Annotated in this window: 7 protein-coding genes; all 7 read right to left on the bottom strand. The window is 70.7% G+C overall.

The window, feature by feature from the left end; all coding sequences use genetic code 11:
- Positions 1-6: 6 nt before the first annotated feature.
- The 7 genes from ACH413_RS11220 to ACH413_RS11250 all read right to left on the bottom strand — a co-directional run bounded on the left by ACH413_RS11220 (position 7) and on the right by ACH413_RS11250 (position 20,155).
- Positions 7-1,353 carry an MFS transporter gene (locus ACH413_RS11220; RefSeq protein ID WP_360030891.1) on the bottom strand — a complete coding sequence of 449 codons (1,347 nt, stop codon included), beginning with the start codon at positions 1,351-1,353 and terminating at the stop codon, positions 7-9.
- Positions 1,353-7,079 carry a condensation domain-containing protein gene (locus tag ACH413_RS11225; protein ID WP_396424959.1) on the bottom strand — a complete coding sequence of 1,909 codons (5,727 nt, stop codon included), beginning with the start codon at positions 7,077-7,079 and terminating at the stop codon, positions 1,353-1,355. The genes ACH413_RS11220 and ACH413_RS11225 overlap by 1 nt, the downstream gene beginning before the upstream one ends.
- A complete protein-coding gene (locus ACH413_RS11230; protein ID WP_360030895.1) occupies positions 7,076-10,078 on the bottom strand; it encodes a type I polyketide synthase in 3,003 nt (1,000 codons plus the stop codon). The genes ACH413_RS11225 and ACH413_RS11230 overlap by 4 nt, the downstream gene beginning before the upstream one ends.
- On the bottom strand, positions 10,075-13,281 hold the full coding sequence (locus ACH413_RS11235; protein ID WP_360030897.1) for an amino acid adenylation domain-containing protein: 3,207 nt from the start codon (positions 13,279-13,281) through the stop codon (positions 10,075-10,077). Before ACH413_RS11235 ends, ACH413_RS11230 begins: the two co-directional genes overlap by 4 nt.
- 14 nt (positions 13,282-13,295) lie before the next feature.
- On the bottom strand, positions 13,296-16,457 hold the full coding sequence (locus ACH413_RS11240; protein WP_360030899.1) for an amino acid adenylation domain-containing protein: 3,162 nt from the start codon (positions 16,455-16,457) through the stop codon (positions 13,296-13,298).
- A complete protein-coding gene (locus ACH413_RS11245) occupies positions 16,454-17,185 on the bottom strand; it encodes an alpha/beta fold hydrolase (RefSeq protein ID WP_360030900.1) in 732 nt (243 codons plus the stop codon). Before ACH413_RS11245 ends, ACH413_RS11240 begins: the two co-directional genes overlap by 4 nt.
- A 105-nt stretch (positions 17,186-17,290) precedes the next feature.
- Positions 17,291-20,155, bottom strand: a complete 2,865-nt coding sequence (locus tag ACH413_RS11250; protein WP_360030902.1) for a BTAD domain-containing putative transcriptional regulator — start codon at positions 20,153-20,155, stop codon at positions 17,291-17,293.
- Positions 20,156-20,257: the final 102 nt, after the last annotated feature.

Genomic DNA, 20,257 nt, shown 5'->3' on the forward strand with positions numbered 1-20,257 from the left:
GGCTCCTCAGTCGGCCAGCGCGGGCTGGCGGTCGAGCGGCTTGGCTTCCGGCTCCGGCTCGTGGTCGGGGACGAGGGTCTCGACCTCGCGGACGTTGCGGCTGAGGAAGCCCGCGACACCGACACCCGCGCCGAGCACGCCGACGACCACGAACAGCAGCCCGATGCCCGAGCCCGGTCCGGTGCCGACCAGCCAGCCGAACGTGTCGGCCAGTGCCGTGTCCCCGCGCATCGCCGGTTCCAGCACCTTGTCCACCAGCGGACCCGCCGCCGCGAAACCGATCGGGACCGACAGGTTCTCGAAGAAGTTGCGCGCCGCGAAGACGCGGCCCTGCACTGCGGGGTCGACCTTCTCCTGCCAGATGGTCTGCGCGAGACCGTCGATGAACGGGATGGTCAGCTCGACGAAGAACATCGCCGCGGCCCACGCGATCAGGCCGTCACCGACGCCGTAGAGGATCCGGCCGACGATGCTGAACACCAGGATCGCGCCGAGCACCACCAGCATCTTGCGGCGCGGCGGCCGCATGAAGGCGAGCAGGGTGCCACCGAGCACACCGCCGACCGCGCCGATGCTCTGCACCAGACCCAACGTGCCCTCGTCGCCCAGCGTGCGGGCCAGCACCAGCGGCACGATCAACGCCCACGCCAGCGCGGCCAGGAGGCTGATGGAGAACAGCACGATCTGCACGGCCAGCAGCGGCGGGCGTTCGACGATGTAGCGGAACCCGAACACGCAGTCCTGCCAGAAGGTGGTCTTCTCGCGGTCCTGCCCCGGCACCCGCGGGATGGTCACCACGAGCACCGTGATGATCGCGGCCACGTAGGTGAGCCCGTCGATCAACAGGATCAGCTTGATGCCGGTGAGTCCGAGCAGGGTCGCGGCGAACGCCGGCGCGAAGATCACCGGGAAGCTCTTGACGGACCACATCATCGCGTTGGCCCGCAGGAACTTCCCCTTCTCCATCATCAGCGCGATGGTGGCCCCGAACGCCGGCCCCTGGATCGCGAGCAACGCGCCGGTCAGCACGTTGACCAGGTAGAGGTGCCACAGCTGGGTCGAGTCCGTGAGGAAGAGCGCCAGCAGGATGAACGTGACGGCGATCGACCCGATCTCGCTGACGATGATCGACGTCTTGCGGCTCCACTTGTCGATCAGGCTGCCCGCGATCGGGCTGAACAGGACCGTCGAACCGAAGCCGCAGAACATCATCAGCGCCATCGCGGTGGCCGAACCGGTGTGCTGCCACACCCAGATGCTGAGCGCGAAGTTCGTCATGCGGGTGCCGAGCGCGGACAGCAGCTGTCCTACCCACATGATCGTGAACGCGCCGAATCCCGAAGGCTTGGGCATTACCTCATCCTGTTCTGGTCAACGAGCCGGCGAAGCAGCTCTTCGATGTCGCCGAGCATCCGGTGCGCGGTCTCGGGCAGGTACATCTCGGTGCCGTAGTTCATCTCGACGCGGATCCGGCCGTCGACGAGCGATCCGACGACGTCGATCCGGCCGGGCCACACGGTTCCCTTGTCCTGGAGGACACCGAGTTCGGACTGGCACAGGTCGAACAGCTCGTCGGCGCTGGAGAGGTCGGTGAACCCGAACGCGCCGGCGTAGTTGACGGTCAGCTGCGGGTTCGGCGTCTCCAGGCGTTGCCGCACAGCGGGATCCGGGTGGTTGTAGCGGAGCAGGCCGTAGCCGATGCCGTTGACCGGCACCTGCTTGAGCTGGTCCGCGAGCGAGACGATCGCGGCCGTGTCGCTCGCGTCGGGCAGCGTGAGCCGGACCGGGTACATGACCTGGAACCAGCCGACCGTGCGGGACAGGTCGAGGCCGTCGAACAACGCCTCCCGGCCGTGTCCAGTGGTCGCGATCGTCCATTCAGGACTTCCGAACCGATCCGCGGCCATCCGCACGGACGCCCAGACCAGCAGGTCGCTCACACCGACCTGATGTGCCTTGGCCAGCTCGCGCAAACGCGTGGTGGTCTCGGCGTCGATGGTCGTGTGGATGTCCTGCATGACGCCGAACGTGTTGCGGCCGGGCAGGTCGGCGGTGATCTCCTCGGTTTCCGGCGCCTGCCGCTCCCAGTACGCCAGCTCCTGCACCGGCTTCGGTCCGCGGGCGTACTCGTCGATCTTCAGCGCCCAGTCCCGGAACGCCGTCGTCTTCGGCCCGAGGTCGACCTTCCGACCCGCGAGGACCTGGCGCAGCGCGTTCTGGAAGTCCTCCAGGATCAGGCTGCGGGAGATGCCGTCGGTGACCAGGTGGTGGCAGATGACCATCACGCGGTCGGGCTCGTGCCCACCGAGTCCGAAGTGGACGACCTTGGCCAGTGGGCCGTCCGTGATGTCGAGCGTCGGGTGGACCTCGTTGAGGTGGTCCTCGATGGCCTGCTCGCGGTCGGCGGCGGCGGAGACGTCGAACGACACGAACGGCATCGCGCCCTCGACCGGGCCGTGCGAGGCGTGCCAGTCGACACCCTCGCGGCGGAACCGCAACCGCATTCCGTCGTGGTGGGTGACCAACGCGTTCGTGGCCTGCTCCAACTGCTCCGGCGTGGCCGGGACGCGCAGCTGGAGGTAATACGGGTGGTTGAAGTGGGCCGGAGCGACCATCGACGTCGCCAGGGCCTCGAAGAACCAGCGCTGGGCACCGGTGGCCGGAAAGTCACCCTCCACCGGTCCCTGGTCGGCAACCTGCTGCGGTGCGGCCGAAGCGCACAGCTCGGCGATCGTCCGCTTGGCGGTCAGCTGGGCCGGCGTGAACTTGATGCCCGCCTGGTTCGCGAGCCACACCACCTGGATCGCGGTCATCGAGTCGCCGCCGAGTGCGAAGAAGTCGTCGTGCGGCCCGACCTCCTCCAGCTTCAGCACCTCGCGCCACACGGCCGCAAGCGCTTGCTGCTCCTCGGACATCGGCACCCGCAGCAGCTCGGCGATCGTGCGTTTCGCGGTGAGCTGGGCCGGGGTGAACTTGATCCCGGCCTGGTTCGCGAGCCACACCACCTGAATGGCGGTCATCGAGTCGCCGCCCAGCGCGAAGAAGTCGTCGTGCACGCCGACCTCGGACAGCTTCAGCACGTCCTGCCAGACAGCTGCGAGCGCGCGTTCCTCGTCGGTGCGCGGGGCTTCGGTCGTGCTCGTCTCCTCCGGCAGTTCGCCCGAGTGCACGAGCCTGGCAAGCGCAGTGCCCAGCACGACGTCCTGGTTGCCCTCGGCCATCAGCAGATCGACGACGGACACCGCGGGGAAGCGCCGGGCGAGGCGGTCGGCCGCGTGCCCGAACACGCCGGGCCACGGCTTCTCGTCGCGTTCGGACGTGGCCAGCACCGCCAGACCCGAGCCCGTGCGGCCGGTCCACCGCTCGATCGCCGAGCACAGCCGGGCGAAGGCGTTCTCGAACTCGCCGACGCCACCGTCGAACAGGTCCTCCCAGCGCAGCACCAGCGCGGTCGTCTCGCGTTCCACGCCGTCGAGCCCGGCCTCCGGGTCCAGCAGCGGACGCAGGACCTGACCGGCCGGCGCGGTGCGGACCGTCATCGGCAGGTCGAGCTTGTCCGCCCACGACGACAGCACCGGCAGCACGCCGTCGAGCGGCCGCGACGACACGATGCTCATCGGGCAACCGTCCACAGCGGACTCGGTGCGCTCGACGACGATCTGCGCGTCCGGTGCCTCGACCAGTTCGGTGAGCTGCGCGACGAACGACTCCAGCAACTCGTCCGCTGCGCAGGGGGTGAGCAGGTCGGCGCTGTACTCCAGGGTCGCGGCCAGCTCGCCGTGCTCGGTCGTCAGCGTGAGGAACAGGTCGAAGTCGAGGCTGGTGACCGGCACCTCCAAGGGCACGAGGTCGAGCCCCGGCCACGACATGGCCTCGTCGGGCAGGTCCGCGTAGTTGAACGCGCACTGGTAGACCGGGTGCCGCCCCTTCTGCCGCGGCAGGACGTGGGCGACGCTGGAGAACGGCACGTCGGCGTGCTGGTAGCCGTCGACCATCGAGCGGTGCACCCGCTGCAGGATCTGCCGGAACGTGAGGCGCCCTGCCAGGTCGACGCGGATCGGCAGCAGGTCGGTGAAGCAGCCGATCAGGTGCTCGACCTCGGGGCGCGGCCTGCCCTGCTGCGGCACGCTCAGCACGACGTCCGGCTGCGCGCTGCGGCGGTAGAGCACCACCGCGTACGCCGCCAGCAACGTCGCGAACGGTGTGCTGCCCTCGGCGCGGGCCAGGTCCTTGAGCGCTTCCGCGACCTTGCCCGGTACCTCGTTCGACGTGCGGCGCGTCTCGTTGCGCTCGGGCCGTTCCGCGGGCAGTTCCAGCTGTGACGGGGCGTCGGCGAGGTACGAGCGCCAGTGGTTCAGGTGCGGTTCGAGCGCGTCCTCGGTGAGGAGTTCCTGTTGCCAGGCCGCGTAGTCCGCGTACTGGACCGCCAGCTCGGGCAGGTCGCCCTGGGCGTAGCAGGCGGACAGCTCGGCGAGCAGCACGCCCCAGGACGTGTTGTCGCAGACGATGTGGTGCATGCCGAGCAGCAGGTGGTGCTCGTTCGCACCGGTTCGCACCAGCCGTACGCGCAGCAGCGGCCCGTTCTCCAGGTCGTACACGTGGTTCGTGTGCTCGACCAGGAACTCTTCCGGCGAGCCGACGGACTCGGGCAGCCAGCAGTCCATTTCGGACCGCACGACCATGACCGGCCGGCCGTCCCGCTCGGCGAACGTGGTGCGCAGGATCTCGTGCCTGCGCACGACCTCCGCGACCGCGCCGCGCAGCGCCGGCACGTCCAGCGAGCCGCGCAGCAGGACCGCGAACGTCGTGTTCATCCGGGTCGTGGTGGTGTCGAGCTGGGTCGCCGCCCACATGCGTTGCTGGATCGCCGACAGTTCGAGGGCGCTGGTGCGGGAGACCGGCGACAGCGGATGCCCGGTCTCCTGCGGCTCGTCGACGAGCGCGGCCAGTGCCTCGACGGTCGGGTGGGTGAACAGCGCGTGCAGCGACACGTCTACGCCGAACTCGGCGAACACCTTCGACAGCAGCTGCGTCGCGAGCAACGAGTGGCCGCCCAGCGCGAAGAAGTCGTGCGTCACGCCGACCTCGTCGAGCTTGAGCACTTCCCGCCACACCCTGGCGAGCCGCTCCTCGGTCTTCGTGCGCGGTGCCACCGGAGGCGTGTCGATCGCGACGGCCCTGATGGCGGGCGCGGCCCGGTCGGCCAGCGACGCCGGGTCGCCGAGCGCGGTCTCCAGCAGGTGCAGGCGATCCGCCGCGGGATGCAGCTTGCGGGTCAGCAGGATCGCCAGGGCGGCGAACATCTCCTGCGTGTACGGGACGTGGCCGAGCTTGTCGGCCTGCGGGTCGAACGTGCCGCTGACCGGCAGCGCCTTGGCCCAGTCCGCGAACCACACGGCGTGCACGCCCTCGGTCTGGTCCGCGAGCACGGCCAGCCGGTCGTCGAGGTGGCCGAACGTCTGCTCGGACGGGCACACGACGAGGAACAGCGGCGCCTCCGACCGTTGCCGGTACGCGGTGACGGCGGTCTCCAGGTCCTGCCAGTTCGCCTCGACGGCGTCGCCGTGCCGCAGCCAGTCCTCCCAGCGCAGCAGCACGACGTCCGCGAGCCTGCCACCGTCGCCGGCGAGCAGGTGCCGCACGATCTGCTGGTAGGGAGCCAGTTCGACGTCGATCGGCAGGCGCAGCACGCCGTTGAGCACGTCGAGGGGTTCGCGCACGGGGTCCGCGGTGAACGTGGCCGCGATCGAGATCCGGTCCCTGCGCCGCAGCGGCGCTCCTGACACCAGCCCGGTCAGCACGGTGAGGAACTGCTCGCCGAGGTCGCGCACGGTCTCGTCGAGGTAGAGGTCCGCGTTGTAGCCGAGAACGCCGCGCAGCTCGCCGTCCACTCTGGACAGCACGACGAACAGGTCGAAGTCGGTGAGGCCGTTGTCGACCTCGAACGGGCTGAACTCGACCCCGTCCGCCACCCGTGCGGCCGGCGCCTCGGTGAGGCTGAGCATGGCCTGGAACAACGGGTTCTGGCTCGGGTCGCGCGGCGGGTCGACGGCCTCCACCACCCGTGCGTAGGGCGCGTCCTGGTGCGAGTAGGCCTCGCTGATGGCCCGATGCGTGCCCCGGATGGCCTCGTCCGCGTCACCGTCCAGGTCGACTCGGAGCACCAGCATGTTCGCCAGCGAGCCGATCATCGACTCCAGCTCGGGCCGGCCGCGGCCGCTGACGGGCATGCCGAGCAGCACCCGTTCCTGGCCGATCAACGCCGCGAACCCGCTGAGCACCACGGCGTTCAGCGACACCCCGAGCTCACGGGCCCGCGCCGCGAGCCGTTCGGTCAGGTCCTTCGGGACGACGAAGTGGTGCCGTCCCCCGGTGTGCGTCTGGACGGCCGGGCGCGGCAGGTCGGACGGCACGGTGGACCGGGCCGGGCTGTCGGCGAGCTTCTCCCGCCAGTACGCGAGGTGCTCGTCCATCACCTCGTCGGTCAGCCTGCGTCGTTCGGCCGCGGCCTGCCGGCCGAACGACGTGGTCAGCTCGAGCAGCGTCGCGCCTCCGTAGAACGCGACGAGGTCGGCGCCGAACACCTCGGCCGACGCCGCGTCGAACACGATGTGGTGCGCGGTCACCAGCAGGAGGTGCTCCTGCTCGCCGAGCACCACGAGCCGGAACGCCACCAGCGGGCCGGCACTCAGGTCGAACACGTGCCGGGCGTGCTCCAGCGCGATCTCCTGGGCCCGCTCGGGGTGCTCCGACAGGTCGGTGACCTCGATGGCGATCGACACGTTGTCGCGAACCCGTTGGCGCAGCTCGCCATCGCGCTCGAAGAACGTCGTGCGCAAGGCGGAGTGCCGGTCCACGACCCGGCTGACGGCCAGTTCGAGGGCGGTGCGGTCGAGCGGCCCGGTGAGCTTGAGCCCGAACGGGATCGCGTAGGCGGGGTTGCCGGGGTCGAGGCGGTCGAGGAACCAGAGCTGTTCCTGGGTGAACGACACCGGCTGCGAACGGTCTGCGTTGCGCAGCCGCAGGGCGAGGAGTTGTCGCTGCTCTTCTGTCAGCGAGCTGGTCAGGTGGTCTGTCATGACTGGGAGATCTCCTGGGAATCCCGCTCGCGGTCCAGTTCGGCCCGCAGCTCTTCCGGTGACATGTCGCGGATCTCGGCGAGCAGCCGGGCGAACTCGTCGTCCTGCGCCGGCTGTTCTTCTGCTCGCAGCAGGTCGATCCGCGCCGCGAGCTTCCTGGGAGTCGGTGCCTCGAAGATCGCGGCCGCGGGCAGCGCGACGCCGAGCTCCGCCGTGATCCGCGCGAGGATCTGCGTGGCCAGCAGCGAATGCCCGCCCAGCTCGAAGTAGTCGTCGTTCGGGCCGATGCGCGCGATGCCGAGCAGCTCCTGCCAGATCCCGGTGATCACGGCCAGGTCGCCGTCCACCGCGATGTCGGCGGCCTGGGGCAGCACCTCGATGACCTCGATCTCGCGCGGTGCCGTACCGGGAAGATCGACCCAGTGGCGTGCCCGCTCGAACGAGTACTGCGGCAACGGGACCCGGCGCCTGCGCTCGTCCGACGTCAGCGCCCCGAGGTCCACCTCGGCACCGGCGATCCACAGCCTTCCGGCCGCGGCCAGCATCGTGTCGAGGTCGTGCTTGTCCTCGCGAGGGTGCCTCAGCGACCCGAACGCCTTGGCGCCGCCCAGATCGTGCTGACAGGCCAGCGTGGTCAGGACGTTGCCGGGCCCGACCTCCAGCACGGTGACCGGACCGGTGAGCATCTCCTGCAGTCCCTCGCTGAACCGCACCGCCGCACGGGCGTGCCGCGCCCAGTAGCCGGGCTCGGTCGCCTCCTCCGCGGTGATCCACGTGCCGGACACGTTGGAGATGAAGGGAATCCGCGGTTCGTGCAGCTCGACCTGGCTCACCAGCGCGGCGAACTCGCCGAGCATCGGGTCGATCATCGACGAGTGGAACGCGTGCGAGGTGTGCAGCCGACGACTGGTGACGCCCAGCTCCGCCTCGAACCGCTCGATCGCCTCGAACGTGCCCGCGACCGTGCTCATGTTCGGCGCGTTGCTCGCCGCCAGGCACACGTCCCGCGGCAGCACCAGATCATCGGCACCCAGCGGCACCGACAACATGGCGCCCGCGGGCAACGCGTCCATCAGCTCACCGCGTGCCGTGACCAGCTTCAGCGCGTCCGCCAGGGAGAACACCCCGGCCAGACAGGCTGCCACGTACTCGCCGACGCTGTGCCCGAGCATCGCGCTCGGCCGCACACCCCAGTGCTCCCAGAGCATCGCGAGCGAGTACTCGACCGCGAACAACGCGGGCTGGGTGTACTTCGTGCGGGTCAACCGATCCGCGTCGGCGAGCACCTCGTCCAGGTCGAACGGCAGCAGCGCGGCGCACTCGTCCAGCGCCGCTCGGAACACCGGTTCCTCGTCCGCGAGCGGGGAGGCCATGCCCGCGTACTGGGAACCCTGGCCGGGGAACAGGAAAACGGTGTCGCGTCGGTCAGCGGATCCGGTCCACGCTTCGGAGAGCGCGGTGGCGGCAGCGTTGGAGGATGCGGCGGAGGTGGAGGCGGCTGCCGTGCTCTCCTCGCCGCCCACCACAGCGGCCATCCGGTGCCGCAGCACCCGCCGCCCCGTCCTCAAGGTGTGCGAGACGTCCGCGAGCTCCTGGCCTCCGGCGGCGAGGTGTTCGGCGAGCCGCTGACGGCTCTCCTCCAACGACTTCTCGCTCGCGGCCGACAGCACCACCAGGTGCCGCGACCTGCCCGACGGCATCGGGTCGGGCGACGGCGGCTCCTCCAGCACGGCGTGCGCGTTCGTGCCGCCCATGCCGAACCCGCTGACCCCGGCCCGGCGCGGCCCTGATCCTGGCCACGGCATCGCCTCGCGGTTGACGAAGAACGGGCTGTTCTCCAGCCCGGTCTCGGGGTTGGGCGCGGTGAAGTACGGGCTCGGCGGCACCACACCGTTCTGGACGGCGAGCGCGGCCTTGACGAACCCGGCGACACCGGCCGCCGCGTCCAGGTGCCCGATCAGCGCCTTGACCGAGCCCAGCGCACAGGCCTCCGGCGGGCTGACGAACGCCTGGGTCAGCGCGGCCACCTCGATCGGGTCGCCGAGCGGCGTGGCGGTGCCGTGCGCCTCGACGTAGCCGATCGTCGATGAGTCCACTTCGGACAGGTCGTGCGCCGCCCTGATCACCCGGGCCTGGCCGTTCACGCTGGGAGCGGTGAAGCCGACCTTGTCCGCGCCGTCGTTGTTGACCGCGGTGCCCTTGACGACGGCGTAGATCGTGTCGCCGTCCGCCATCGCGTCCTCCAGGCGGCGCAGCACCACGGCGGCGACGCCGTTGCCCGCGACCACGCCGTGCGCGTCGACGTCGAACGGGAGGCAGCGCCCGTCGGCGGCGAGGATGCCGCCCTCGGTGTGCTGGTAGCCCTCGTGCACCGGCGGCCTGATCGAGACGCCACCAGCGAGCGCGATGTCGCAGTCGCGGCCCAGCAACGCCTGGCAGGCCACGTGGATCGTCACCAGCGACGACGAGCACGCCGTCTGCACGGTGATCGCCGGCCCGGTCAGGTCGAGGTGGTAGGCGACGCGGCTGGCGAGCGTGTCCTTGTCGTTGGCCAGCAGCAGGTCGAGCGGCTGCAACCCGCCCGGCACCGCGGGATTGTTCCACAGGTGCCGCAACAGGTACGTGTCGATGCTCGCCGACGCGTAGACGCCGACATCCTGCCCGCCGCCGAGGTGCCCGGCGTGTTCGAGCGCGTGCCAGGCGCACTCCAGGAACACCCGTTGCTGCGGGTCCAGCACGGCCGCGTCACGCGGGCTGTAGCCGAACAGCTTGGCGTCGAAGAACTCGATGCCGTCCAGCGCGCCGCCCATCGGTACGAAACTCGGGTCCGCGCGCCTTTCCACGGATACGCCCGCGGCGTCGAGCTCCTCGTCGGTGAAGCGGCGCACGCCGGCCTCACCGGCGAGCACGTTCGCCCAGAATTCATCCACAGTGGACGATCCGGGGAAGCGGCCGGCCATGCCGACGACCGCGATCTCCAGTCCGGTGTACTCGGTCACTTTCTCCCCCTTGCCAGCAAAGCCTTCCGACCGCCGACGGACCGCGTCTCCACCTGGCCGCCGCCGTCGAAGTGAGCCGCGAGCGCTCGAACAGTCGGGTAGGTGAACAACGTGACCGTCGGTACCTCGCGTGCGAACAACTCGGCCAACCTGCTCCGCGCCTTGACCAGCAGCACGGAGTTGCCGCCCAGGTCGAAGAAGTTGTCGTCGGCCCCGACCCGGTCCATCCGCAGGACCTCGCGCCAGACGTCGGAGATCGCGCGCTCGGTCTGGTTGCCGGCGGGCACGACGACCCGTTCGGTCCGCACCGACTCCGGCTTCGGCAACGCCCGGTGGTCGAGCTTCCCGTTGGGGTTGCGCGGAATCGTCGGCACCTCGACGAACGCCGAGGGCACCATGTACTCGGGCAGCCCGCGCCGCAGATGCGCCCGCAGCTCCGCACCGTCGATCCGGCACCCGTCCGCGGCCACCGCGTAGGCGACCAGCCGCACGTCACCCGGCACGTCCTCGCGAGCGATGACCACCGCCGCGCGTACCGAGGGGTGCTGGCTCACGGCGGTCTGGATCTCGCCCAGCTCGATCCGGTAGCCGCGCAGCTTGATCTGGTCGTCCATCCGCCGCAGGAACTCGACCTGTCCGTCCGGCAGGAACCGCGCGAGGTCACCGGTCCGGTACAGACGCCCATCGCCGAACGGGTCGGACACGAACCGCTCCGCCGTGAGCTCCGGCCGGTTCAGGTAGCCGCGGGCGACCTGCACTCCGCCGAGGTACAGCTCCCCCGGCACTCCGACGGGCAACGGCTCCCGGTTCTCGTCCAGCACGTAGGCCGTGTTGCCCGTGATCGGACGGCCGATCGGCAACGGGCTCTCCGTGCCGTCGCACTCCGAGGAGGTGATCCAGATGCTGGCCTCGGTCGGCCCGTAGATGTTGACGAACCGGCGGCCCGGCGCCCACGCGGCAGCGACCTCGTCCGGGCAGGCCTCGCCACCGGCCATCAGCGTGCGCAGGCCGGGCACCAGCGCAGGATCGGTCAGCCGCAGCACGGTCGGCGGCAGGCAGGCCATGTCGACGCGTTGCGAGTTGATCGTGCGGGCCAGGTCGGGGCCGGGCTGCAGGTCGTGCTGCGCGGCCAGCACCACGGTGGCGCCTGAGCGCAGCGTCACCATGATGTCGGCGACGGACACGTCGAAGCTGAACGACGCGAACTGCAGCATCCTGTTGCCCGGCCCGATGCCGAGCATCCTCGCCAGCTCGTCGGCGAGGTTCACCACGCCCCGATGCGGCAGCATGGCGCCCTTCGGCTTGCCGGTGGACCCGGACGTGTAGATCACGTACGCGAGGTCGTCCGGCTCGACGGTCCGCCGCAGGCGCGCAGCCGGAACACCCGCGAAGTCGTTCTCGTCCAACGGAAGCGTCGCCACACCGGGAAAGCGCTCGGCCAGTGCCGCCAGCGTCACGACGACGCGCAGGCCCGAGTCGGCGACCATGTACGCCAGCCGATCCGCCGGGTACTCCGGGTCGAGCGGCACGTAGGCCGCTCCGGACTTGAGCACACCCTGTTGCGCCACCACGAGGTCCAGCGACCTCGGCAGGCTGATGCCGACGAAGTCGCCGCGCCCGATGCCGCGCGACCGCAGCAGGTGCGCGAGCCGGTTCGCCCGCTCGTCGAGCTCGCGGTAGGTGAGCTGCTGGTCCTCGAACACCAGCGCCACGGCGTCGGGCGTGCGGTCGGCGGAGGCCTCGGCCAGTTCGTGCACCAGCACGCCGTCCAGCCGTGCGGAGGCCGCCGGGTTCCACTCCTCGACGATCTGCGTGCGCTCGGCGGCGGTGATCATCGTCAGCCGGCCGATCGGGCACGACGGGTCGGCGAGACCGGAGCTGAGCAGCATCTCCAGGTGGCCGAGCAGGCGACGCGCGGTCGCGGGTTCGTACAACGCGCTGTCGAACTCCAGCAGGCCGGTGATCCCGCCCTCGGTGGACGTGACGCCCAGCTCCAGGTCCCACTTCGCGGTTCCGGAGTGCGACGCGACCCGGTCGACGGTGACACCGGGCAGCGTGAAGATCTCGTGCTGGCTGTCCTCCATGCCGACGATCGTCTGGATCACCGGCTGGTGCGCGGTGCTGCGCGGCGGGGCGAGGGCCTCGACGACCCGTTCGAACGGCAGTTCCTGGTGCTGCTGCGCGGCCAGCGTCGTGTCCCGCACCTGGTGCAACAACGACCGGAAGCTCGCGGCGGAGTCCACACTGGACCGAATGGCGACGGTGTTGACGAAGAAGCCGAGCGCGTTCTCGATCTCGGCCCTGCGGTTGCCCACGTTGGTGCCGACCACGATGTCGTCGGCGCCGGAGTACCGGTGCAGCAGGACGTTCCACGCGGTCAGCAGCACCATGAACGGCGTGACGCGCTCAGCCAGGCAGAACGAGTCGAGCCGCTCCTTCACCGAAGCCGGCCAGGCGAACTCGACGGCACCGCCCCGCATCTTCATCACGGCCGGGCGCGGGTGGTCCGCCGGCAGTTCCAGCACCGGCGGCACCCCGGCGAGCTGTGCCGTCCAGTACTCCAGCAACCTGGTGCCGTCCGGACCTCCGAGCCACTCGGTCTGCCAGCGGCTGAAGTCCAGGTACTGCGTCGGCGCCGGGCCGAGGTCACGAGACTCGTACGCGGCCCGCCACTCGGCGAACAGCAGCTGGGTGCTCCAGCCGTCGCAGACGATGTGGTGCATCGAGACGAGCAGCAACGCGTCGGTCTCGTCGAACACGACCAGCTCCGCGCGCAGCAAAGGCCCGTCCGCCAACGAGAACGGCTCCTGGGCGGCCTCCGCCGCACGTGCCGCCGCGAAGGCATCACGATCGTCGGCCTCTGCACGCGTGACCACGAGCGAGAACTGCGGCTCCGGCAGGATCACCTGGCGCGGGTCGCCGTCGAGGTCGAGGAACACGGTGCGCAGCACCTCGTGCCGCCGGCCGATCTCCAGCAGCGCGGCGGCCAGAGCGTCGCTGTCCACGGTTCCGCGCAGCCGGAAGGCGTACGGCACGTTGTAGACGGCGCTGCCGGGGTGCAGCTGGTCGACCAGCCACAACCGGCGCTGCCCGGACGACACCGGGTACACGCCGAAGTCCTCACCCCGTTCGGCGAGCTGCGCGAACACGGCCGCGCGCTTGTCGGGATCCAGCGCTTTCAAGCGCTGCAACACGTCCTGCACGATTTCCCCCTCTTTCACAGATCGAGCAGGTCGGCGACGGAGAGCGAGGACCTGGCCTCGGCTCGGATCGCCCCGACGGAGACGGGTGTGGTGTCACGCAGGCGATCGACCTCGGTGGCGATGCCGGCGACGGTCGGGTGGTCGAACAGGGACCGCATCGGGAGCCGGACCCCCAGTTCGCTCTCGATGCGCGAGAGGATCCGGGCGGCCTTCAGCGAATGACCGCCGAGGTCGAAGAAGTCGCTGTCCCGGCCGATCGACTCCGCGCCGAGCACCTGCCGCCACAGGTTCGCGACGGCGACCTCGGTGAGCGTCTGCGGCTCTTCCAGCACCTCGGCGACGATCTCCGGGTCCGGCAGCGCGCGCAGGTCGAGCTTTCCGTTGCGGGTCAACGGCAACACGTCCAGCGGCACCAAGGCGGACGGCACCAGGTAGGCGGGCAGCGCGTCCCGGACGTGCTGCATCAGCTCGTCGAGGTGCTCGTCCCCCGCCTTCTCCAGCACGACGTAGCCGACCAGGCTCACGTCACCAGCGGCGTCCTCTCGCGGTACCACGACCGCCTGACGCACCAGTCCCGACGAGTGCAGGCAGGCCTCGATCTCGCCCGGCTCGATCCGGAACCCGCGGATCTTGACCTGCCGGTCGGCCCGCCCCAGGTACTCGAACGTCCCGTCGGGCAACAAACGTGCCAGGTCACCGGTCCGGTACAGGCGCGCGCCGAGCTTGCCGCCCACGTGGTCGGGCACGAACTTCTCGGCGGTCAGCGCGGGATTGCCGACGTAACCGCGGCCGACGCCGTCACCGCCGATGCACAGCTCGCCCACGGCCATCGGCGGCACCGGCTCCAGGTACTGGTCCAGCACGTAGAGCTGCGTGTTGCTCAGCGCGCGCCCCAACGGGATGCGGCCTTCCGCGCGCTCGCACTCGTGACTGGACGCGAAGGTCGTGGTCTCGGTCGGGCCGTACCCGTTCACGACGTGCCGCGGTCCGCCGGGATGTGCGATCAGGGTGGCGATCGCGTGCTCGTCCGGCTGTTCGCCGCCGAACACGAAGTAGCGCAACCCCGACAACGCGCCGGGCAGCTCGCGGGCCACGTGCATGGCGACCGAGGTGGTGAGGAACAGCGTGTCGATCTCGTTGGCCCGCAACCACTCCCCCAGCGCCGCCGGGTCGAGCGCGACGTCCTTGGGCAGCCCGATCAGCCGGCCGCCGTTCAGCAACGCGCCCCAGATCTCGAACGTCGCCGCGTCGAACGTGGTGGTGGACGCCTGCGCGACCCGGTCACCGGGCGCGAAGTCGACGTAGTTCGTGTCGCGGACCAGCCGGACGACGTTGCGGTGGCTGACGCACACGCCCTTCGGCATGCCGGTCGAACCGGACGTGTACATCACGTAAGCGAGGTCGTCCGCGACCAGAGTCCGCTGTGGACGGTCGGCGGGGCAGGTGAGCACCATGGCCGACAGGTCGACCAGCTCGACACCGGACAGCTCGACGGACCGGTCCGCGACGACGACAGCGGCGGAAGCGTCGGCGCACAACGCCTGCAGGCGGTCGAGCGGGTACTCCGGGTCGAGCGGCAGGTAGGCGCCACCGGCCTTGAGCACGGCGATCGCGGCGACGATCCAGTCCACGCCGCGGTCCATCAGGATGCCGACGGGCGTTCCCGTGCCCACCCCGAGCGTGCCGAGGTGCGCGGCGAGGCGGTTGGCCCGCAGGTCCAGTTCCGCGTAGGTGAGCCGCACGCCGCCGAACTCGACGGCGACGTCGGCGGAGTACCGGTCGACGGTCTGCTCGAACAGCTCGACGAGCGTCGCGTCCGCCGGGTACGCGGTCGCGTTCGCGTTGAGGTCGCGGACGATCCGGCCGCGTTCGTCGGACGAGAGCAGCGAGAGGTTCGACAGCCGCACGTCGGGCGTGGTCGTGAGCTGGCCGAGCACGGTGGCGAAACGCTCGGTCAGGTCGACGACGTCGGCACGCCGGTAGAGCGCGGTGCGGTACTTGACCCAGCCGCGCATCCCGCCGCTGCCGGAGTCGGGCAGCTGCAGTTCGAGGTCGTAGATCCCCTGGTCGCTGGTGCCCTGGGTGAACGTGAAGACGCAGCCGCCGGCGGCCAGCGGCCCGGCCAGCGGCGGCGGGGACGCGAAGACCACCTGGAAGATCGGGTGCCGGTCCACGTCACCGGTCTGCCCGAGCGCCTCGCAGACCTGGTGGAACGGCGCGTCGCGGTGGTCGAGCGCGTCCAGCACGGTGTCGCGGACGACGTCCATCGCCTCGCGGTACGTCGGGTCGGACCCGAGCCGCACGCGCAGCGCCAGCATGTTGACGAAGTAGCCGACCAGGTCGTGGGTGTCGGCGTGCTCGCGTCCAGCGGACGGCGAGCCGACCACGATGTCCGACGAGCCGGTCAACCGGTGCAGCAGCACCGAGAACGCGCTCAGCAGCACCATGAACGACGACGACCGGTGCGTGCTCGCCGCGCGCCGCACCGCGTTCGCCAGCTCCTCCGGCACGACCAGCGGCAGTGCCTCGGCGGCGAAGTCGGGCTGGGCCGGGCGGGTGCGGATGCCCGGCAGCTCCAGCGGTTCCGGTAGATCGGCCAGTTCCGAACGCCAGTGCCCGACCTCTCCCGCGAGCGGCGCGATGTCGCGGAACGCGACCGAAGGCCGGGGCAGCGAGACGTCCGCACCGTCCACTGCGGACTGGTAACAGCGCGGCAGCTCGTCCTGGATCACCGCGACCGACGCGCCGTCGATCGCGATGTGGTGCACCAGCAGGACGAGCTGGTGACGGTCGTCCTCCAGGCGCAGCAGCACGATGCGCAACGGCAGCCCGCTGGAGACGTCGACGCGGCGGGCGAGTTCGGCCGCCACCAACGCCTCCGCGCGCGCCGAGCGCTCGGCGGGAGGGAGATCACGCAGGTCGCGCGTCGCGATCGACGCGTGCGCTTCCAGCGCGATCTCCGGTACGAGCTCGGTGCCGTCCAGGCGATAGCTGGTGCGCAACGGTTCGTGCCGGTTCACCACCGCGGTCAGCGCGGCGGCGAGCGCGTAGGTGTCCAGCTCGCCGGTGATCTCCACGTACACCGGCACGGTGTTGAACGTGGCGTCCGGCGCGAGCTGGTCGGAGAACCAGATCTGCTGCTGACCGCGGGTGGCCGCGGGGTGCTGCTGGGTCACTGCACACCTTCCCTGGCGGTCGCCGAACGCAGGACGCTCGTCACCGCTGCCGGATCGTCTTTGAGGTAGAAGTGGCCGCCGGGCCGGACCACGAGGTCGAAGCCGGCGACGGTGTGGTGCTGCCAGGCGGCGACGTCGGCCACGGTCGCGAGCGGGTCGTCGGTGGCGGCGAACGCGGTGACGGGCACGTCGATCACGTCCCGCACGCCGTGGAAACCGGCGCACACGGTCAGGTCGGCGCGCAGCGTCGGCAGAAGCAGGCCGAGCATCTCCTTGTGCGCCAGCAGATCCGCGGGCACGCCGCCGAGCGTGGTCATCCAGTCGAGCAGACCGTCGTCGTCGAGCAGGTGCGGCTCGCCACCGAACGCCAGGTGCGGAGCCTTGGCCGCGGACACGAACAGGTGCTCGACCTGGTCGCCGAGCCGGCGCGCGACGTCGAACGCGAGCAGCCCGCCCATGCTGTGGCCGAACAACACCAGCGGTGTCCCGATCTCCCGGCGGATCGCCTCCGCCAGTGGCGCGGCGATCAACGCGGCGTCGGTGACCGCGGGTTCGCCGAACCGCCGTTCCCTGCCCGGCAGCACCGCGCTCCATAGTTCGACCGAGTCGCCCAGCAGGTCCGGCCAGTCCCAGAAGGCCGACGCACCACCGCCGGCGTACGGAACGCACACCACCCGCAGCGCCGCCTCCGGCCGAGGCCGAGGACAGATCAGCCAGCTACTCCCCATCCGTGACACCCCCGTGTTCCACCACTCCGAGAAAGCTAGAAACCGCCCCTTAGCGCAGCCTTCGGGAAACGTGATGGTGGCCTTACAGACCAAAGAAAGCGCAGCTCAGCCCGCCCGAAGAACTCCAGAAGGCCTGTCACCGAACAGATCCGGCTCGGTGGGCAGGACGCCGATCTCGCGCATCTGCTCCAGGTAGACCTGATACCGCCGGCGCGCCTCGCCGTGCCGTCCGGCCGCCCTGAGCGCCTTCACCAGCCGGACGTGCGCGCCCTCGTCGTAGCGGTCGAGTTCGAGCATCCGGACCAGGTACCCGACCTGCTGGTCGGGATCCCGCACGAGCTGCACCAACGCGCGCAGCACGGCGGTGTACCTGCCCCGCACCTCCTCGCGCACCTGGATCGCCCACTGCTCGTACGGTTCCTCGGCCAGGAACTCGCCGAGGTAGAGCTCGTCGGCGGCGATCAGCAACGGCAACGCGGCCTGATCGCCCCGCCGGTGCGCCACCAGCGAGGTGCTCGCGGCGCCGAGGAACGCCGCCACGTCCAGGTCCACCAGGGACAGGTCGAGCGACACCGTGTTCCGGTCGGCGACCAGCGGTTCGGCGTCGGCGGGCAGACCCGGCACGCACAGCACGGTCCGCAACGTCGACAGCAGCACGGAGAGCCGGTTCGCCGTGCGGTCCGACAGGTCGTCCGGCCACAACAGCTCCACCAGTTGCGGCCGTGGCATCGGCCGCCCGCTGTTGCCCGCCAGGATCTTCAGCAGATCCCTCGCCTTCTTCGACTGCCACAGCGCGGACGGCACCGGGACGCCGTCGCGCAGCACCTGGAACCCGCCGAGCGTCCGCACGACGATCCGCGCGCTCCTCGGTGCGCCAGCGCCGAGCACGTCGGCCATCGAGGCGTCGGTGCGCACTCCCTGTGCCTGCAACGCGTTCTCGAACCGGGCCACGTCCACCCCGGTCAGCCGGGCCACCGCGAGTTCCGCGGTCGCCGCGCCCACCGGATCGTCCGCCGCCTTCCACACCATCACGGCCTCGGCCAGCAACGCCTTCCGATCGGCCGAGGTCGCCGCCGCCAGTTGCAACGCGTCCGCGAGTCCCGCCTTGTCGCCGCGACGGCCCGCCAGTGCCCGCGCGGTGGCCGCGTCCGCCCGCGCCGTCTCCCGATCGCCTGCCAGGACAGCGACCCAGCCGCGGGCGAGCAACGCGGGCACCTCCCGCAACCGCAGGACCTGGCTCGTGGCAACGGCTTGCTCCGCGAGCTGTCGGGCCCTGTCCGGGTCCTCGCCCGCCACGACCCTGGCGAGCGTCGCGCAGACGAGCGGATCGGTACCCGGCAACGCCATCGCCTCGTCCAGCAACGCCTGCGCCTGGCCGGGCTCGCCCCGCCGGCGGTGCACCTCGGCCCTGATCACCAGGTGGCGCGGGCACTGGCCAGCGTCGTGCAGAGCCTCGTCGAACCTCCCCAGCCTGACCGCGGCGAGCGCCCGGATACCCAGGCAGTCCGGTTCGTGGCCGGTGAGACCCGCCTGCCTGCCGAAGACCAGCACTTCGTCGATCTCGGCCAGCGCCTGCGCCGGACCGGCCTCGCCCGCCAGGAACCACGCCCGCTCGGACCGGATCGTCAGCTCCAGCATCCGGCAGCCCGCCCGTCGCGCCCGGTCCACGGCCTGCCGGTAGTGCATCTCGAACGCCGCCCGGTCGCCGTCGAACCCGGCGAGCAGCCCGCAAGCCCTGCTGCTCCAGGCGAACGCGGCGTGGCCACCGCACCGGCGGGCCGTCTCGGCGCACCTGCCGGCCAGTTCCCGTGCCTTCTCGTGCCGGCCGGTCTCGCGGAACCAGCGCACGGCCAGTGACAGCAGCCGCACCTCGTCCAGCGACGCGACGTCGTCGAACACCGTGCGCTCGAACACTTCGACGGCCTTGTCGGTCTGTCCGGTGAGGGCGTGCAGCTGCCCCATCCGCCACGACGACCTCACGGTGCGTTCGCCCGCCTGTTCGTAGCAGTGCAGCGACCCGAGCCAGTCGCCCTTGTGCTGCAAGGCGAAACCCCACACCAGGTACAGGCGGGAGTCGTTGATCTCCAGCTGTTCCAGGGCCGCGAGCACCGCGTCGGTGTCACCGCCCGCGACGATCCGCTCGTCCCTGCGCAGCAGCAGTTGTGCGACCAGGTCCCACTTCCGTGCCGCTACCAGGTGTCTGAGGGCTTCGGCGTGCGCACCGGTGCGTTCGCAGAACACGGCGGCCTTGACGCGGATCTCCGGGTCCTCGGTGTCGCTCAGCAACTCCGCGACCGGTTCGAGGACGGTCCAGTCCGGGCCGGTCAGCAGACCGCGCCGGGCGAGTCCCCGGAGCGTCTCCCGGACGTCGGTGAACCCGAGCGCCACGCACAGCGCCGTGCTCACCCGGCCGAGCGTTGCGATGGCGCGCAACAGTTCCCGGTTCTCCTCGGGCTCGGCGGCCAGCACGGACGCCGCGAGTTCGTCCTCGCGGTGGCCCTCGCCGGTCAGCACCACGGCCGGTCCGGGATCGAACCCCAGCTCGCCGCGGGTCAGCAGCACCACGCTGAGGAGTTCCGGGCCGCGCAGGCACAACGACTCGATCAACCGGGCCGAGTCACCGCCCTCCGGCAGCACCCCGGCGTCGTCGACCACCAGCACGACGGGCTCGTCGAGGTGCGCGTCCAGCAGTCCGCGGATCAGGCTCGCGACCGTGCCGGCGCCCTGGGCGGTGGTCGTGATCAGTTCTGCGGGAAGGCGCGGTAATCGCTGCCGCAGGGCGCGCAACAGGCCGTGCGACAGGCGTTCGAGCGAGGTGCCCGCGTCGGCCGCGTTCAGCCAGCAGGCACCTCGCGTCGCCGCCCACTCGGCGACCGAAGTCGTTTTCCCCCAACCAGGTCCCGCCTTCACCACGACCACCTTGTGGGCGGACGCGGCGTCGAGCGTCGCGGGCAACGCGGACTGCAGCATCTTCGAGCACCACTTCCTCGCCGTACAACCTGTCGGGAAGGAGTGCATCAACGCCTTGCATCCGTGCCGCATCGACGACCGATGCACGGATGTCGTGCCTGG

This window comes from Lentzea sp. NPDC020367 (genome assembly GCF_044387305.1).
Lineage (GTDB): Bacteria > Actinomycetota > Actinomycetes > Mycobacteriales > Pseudonocardiaceae > Lentzea.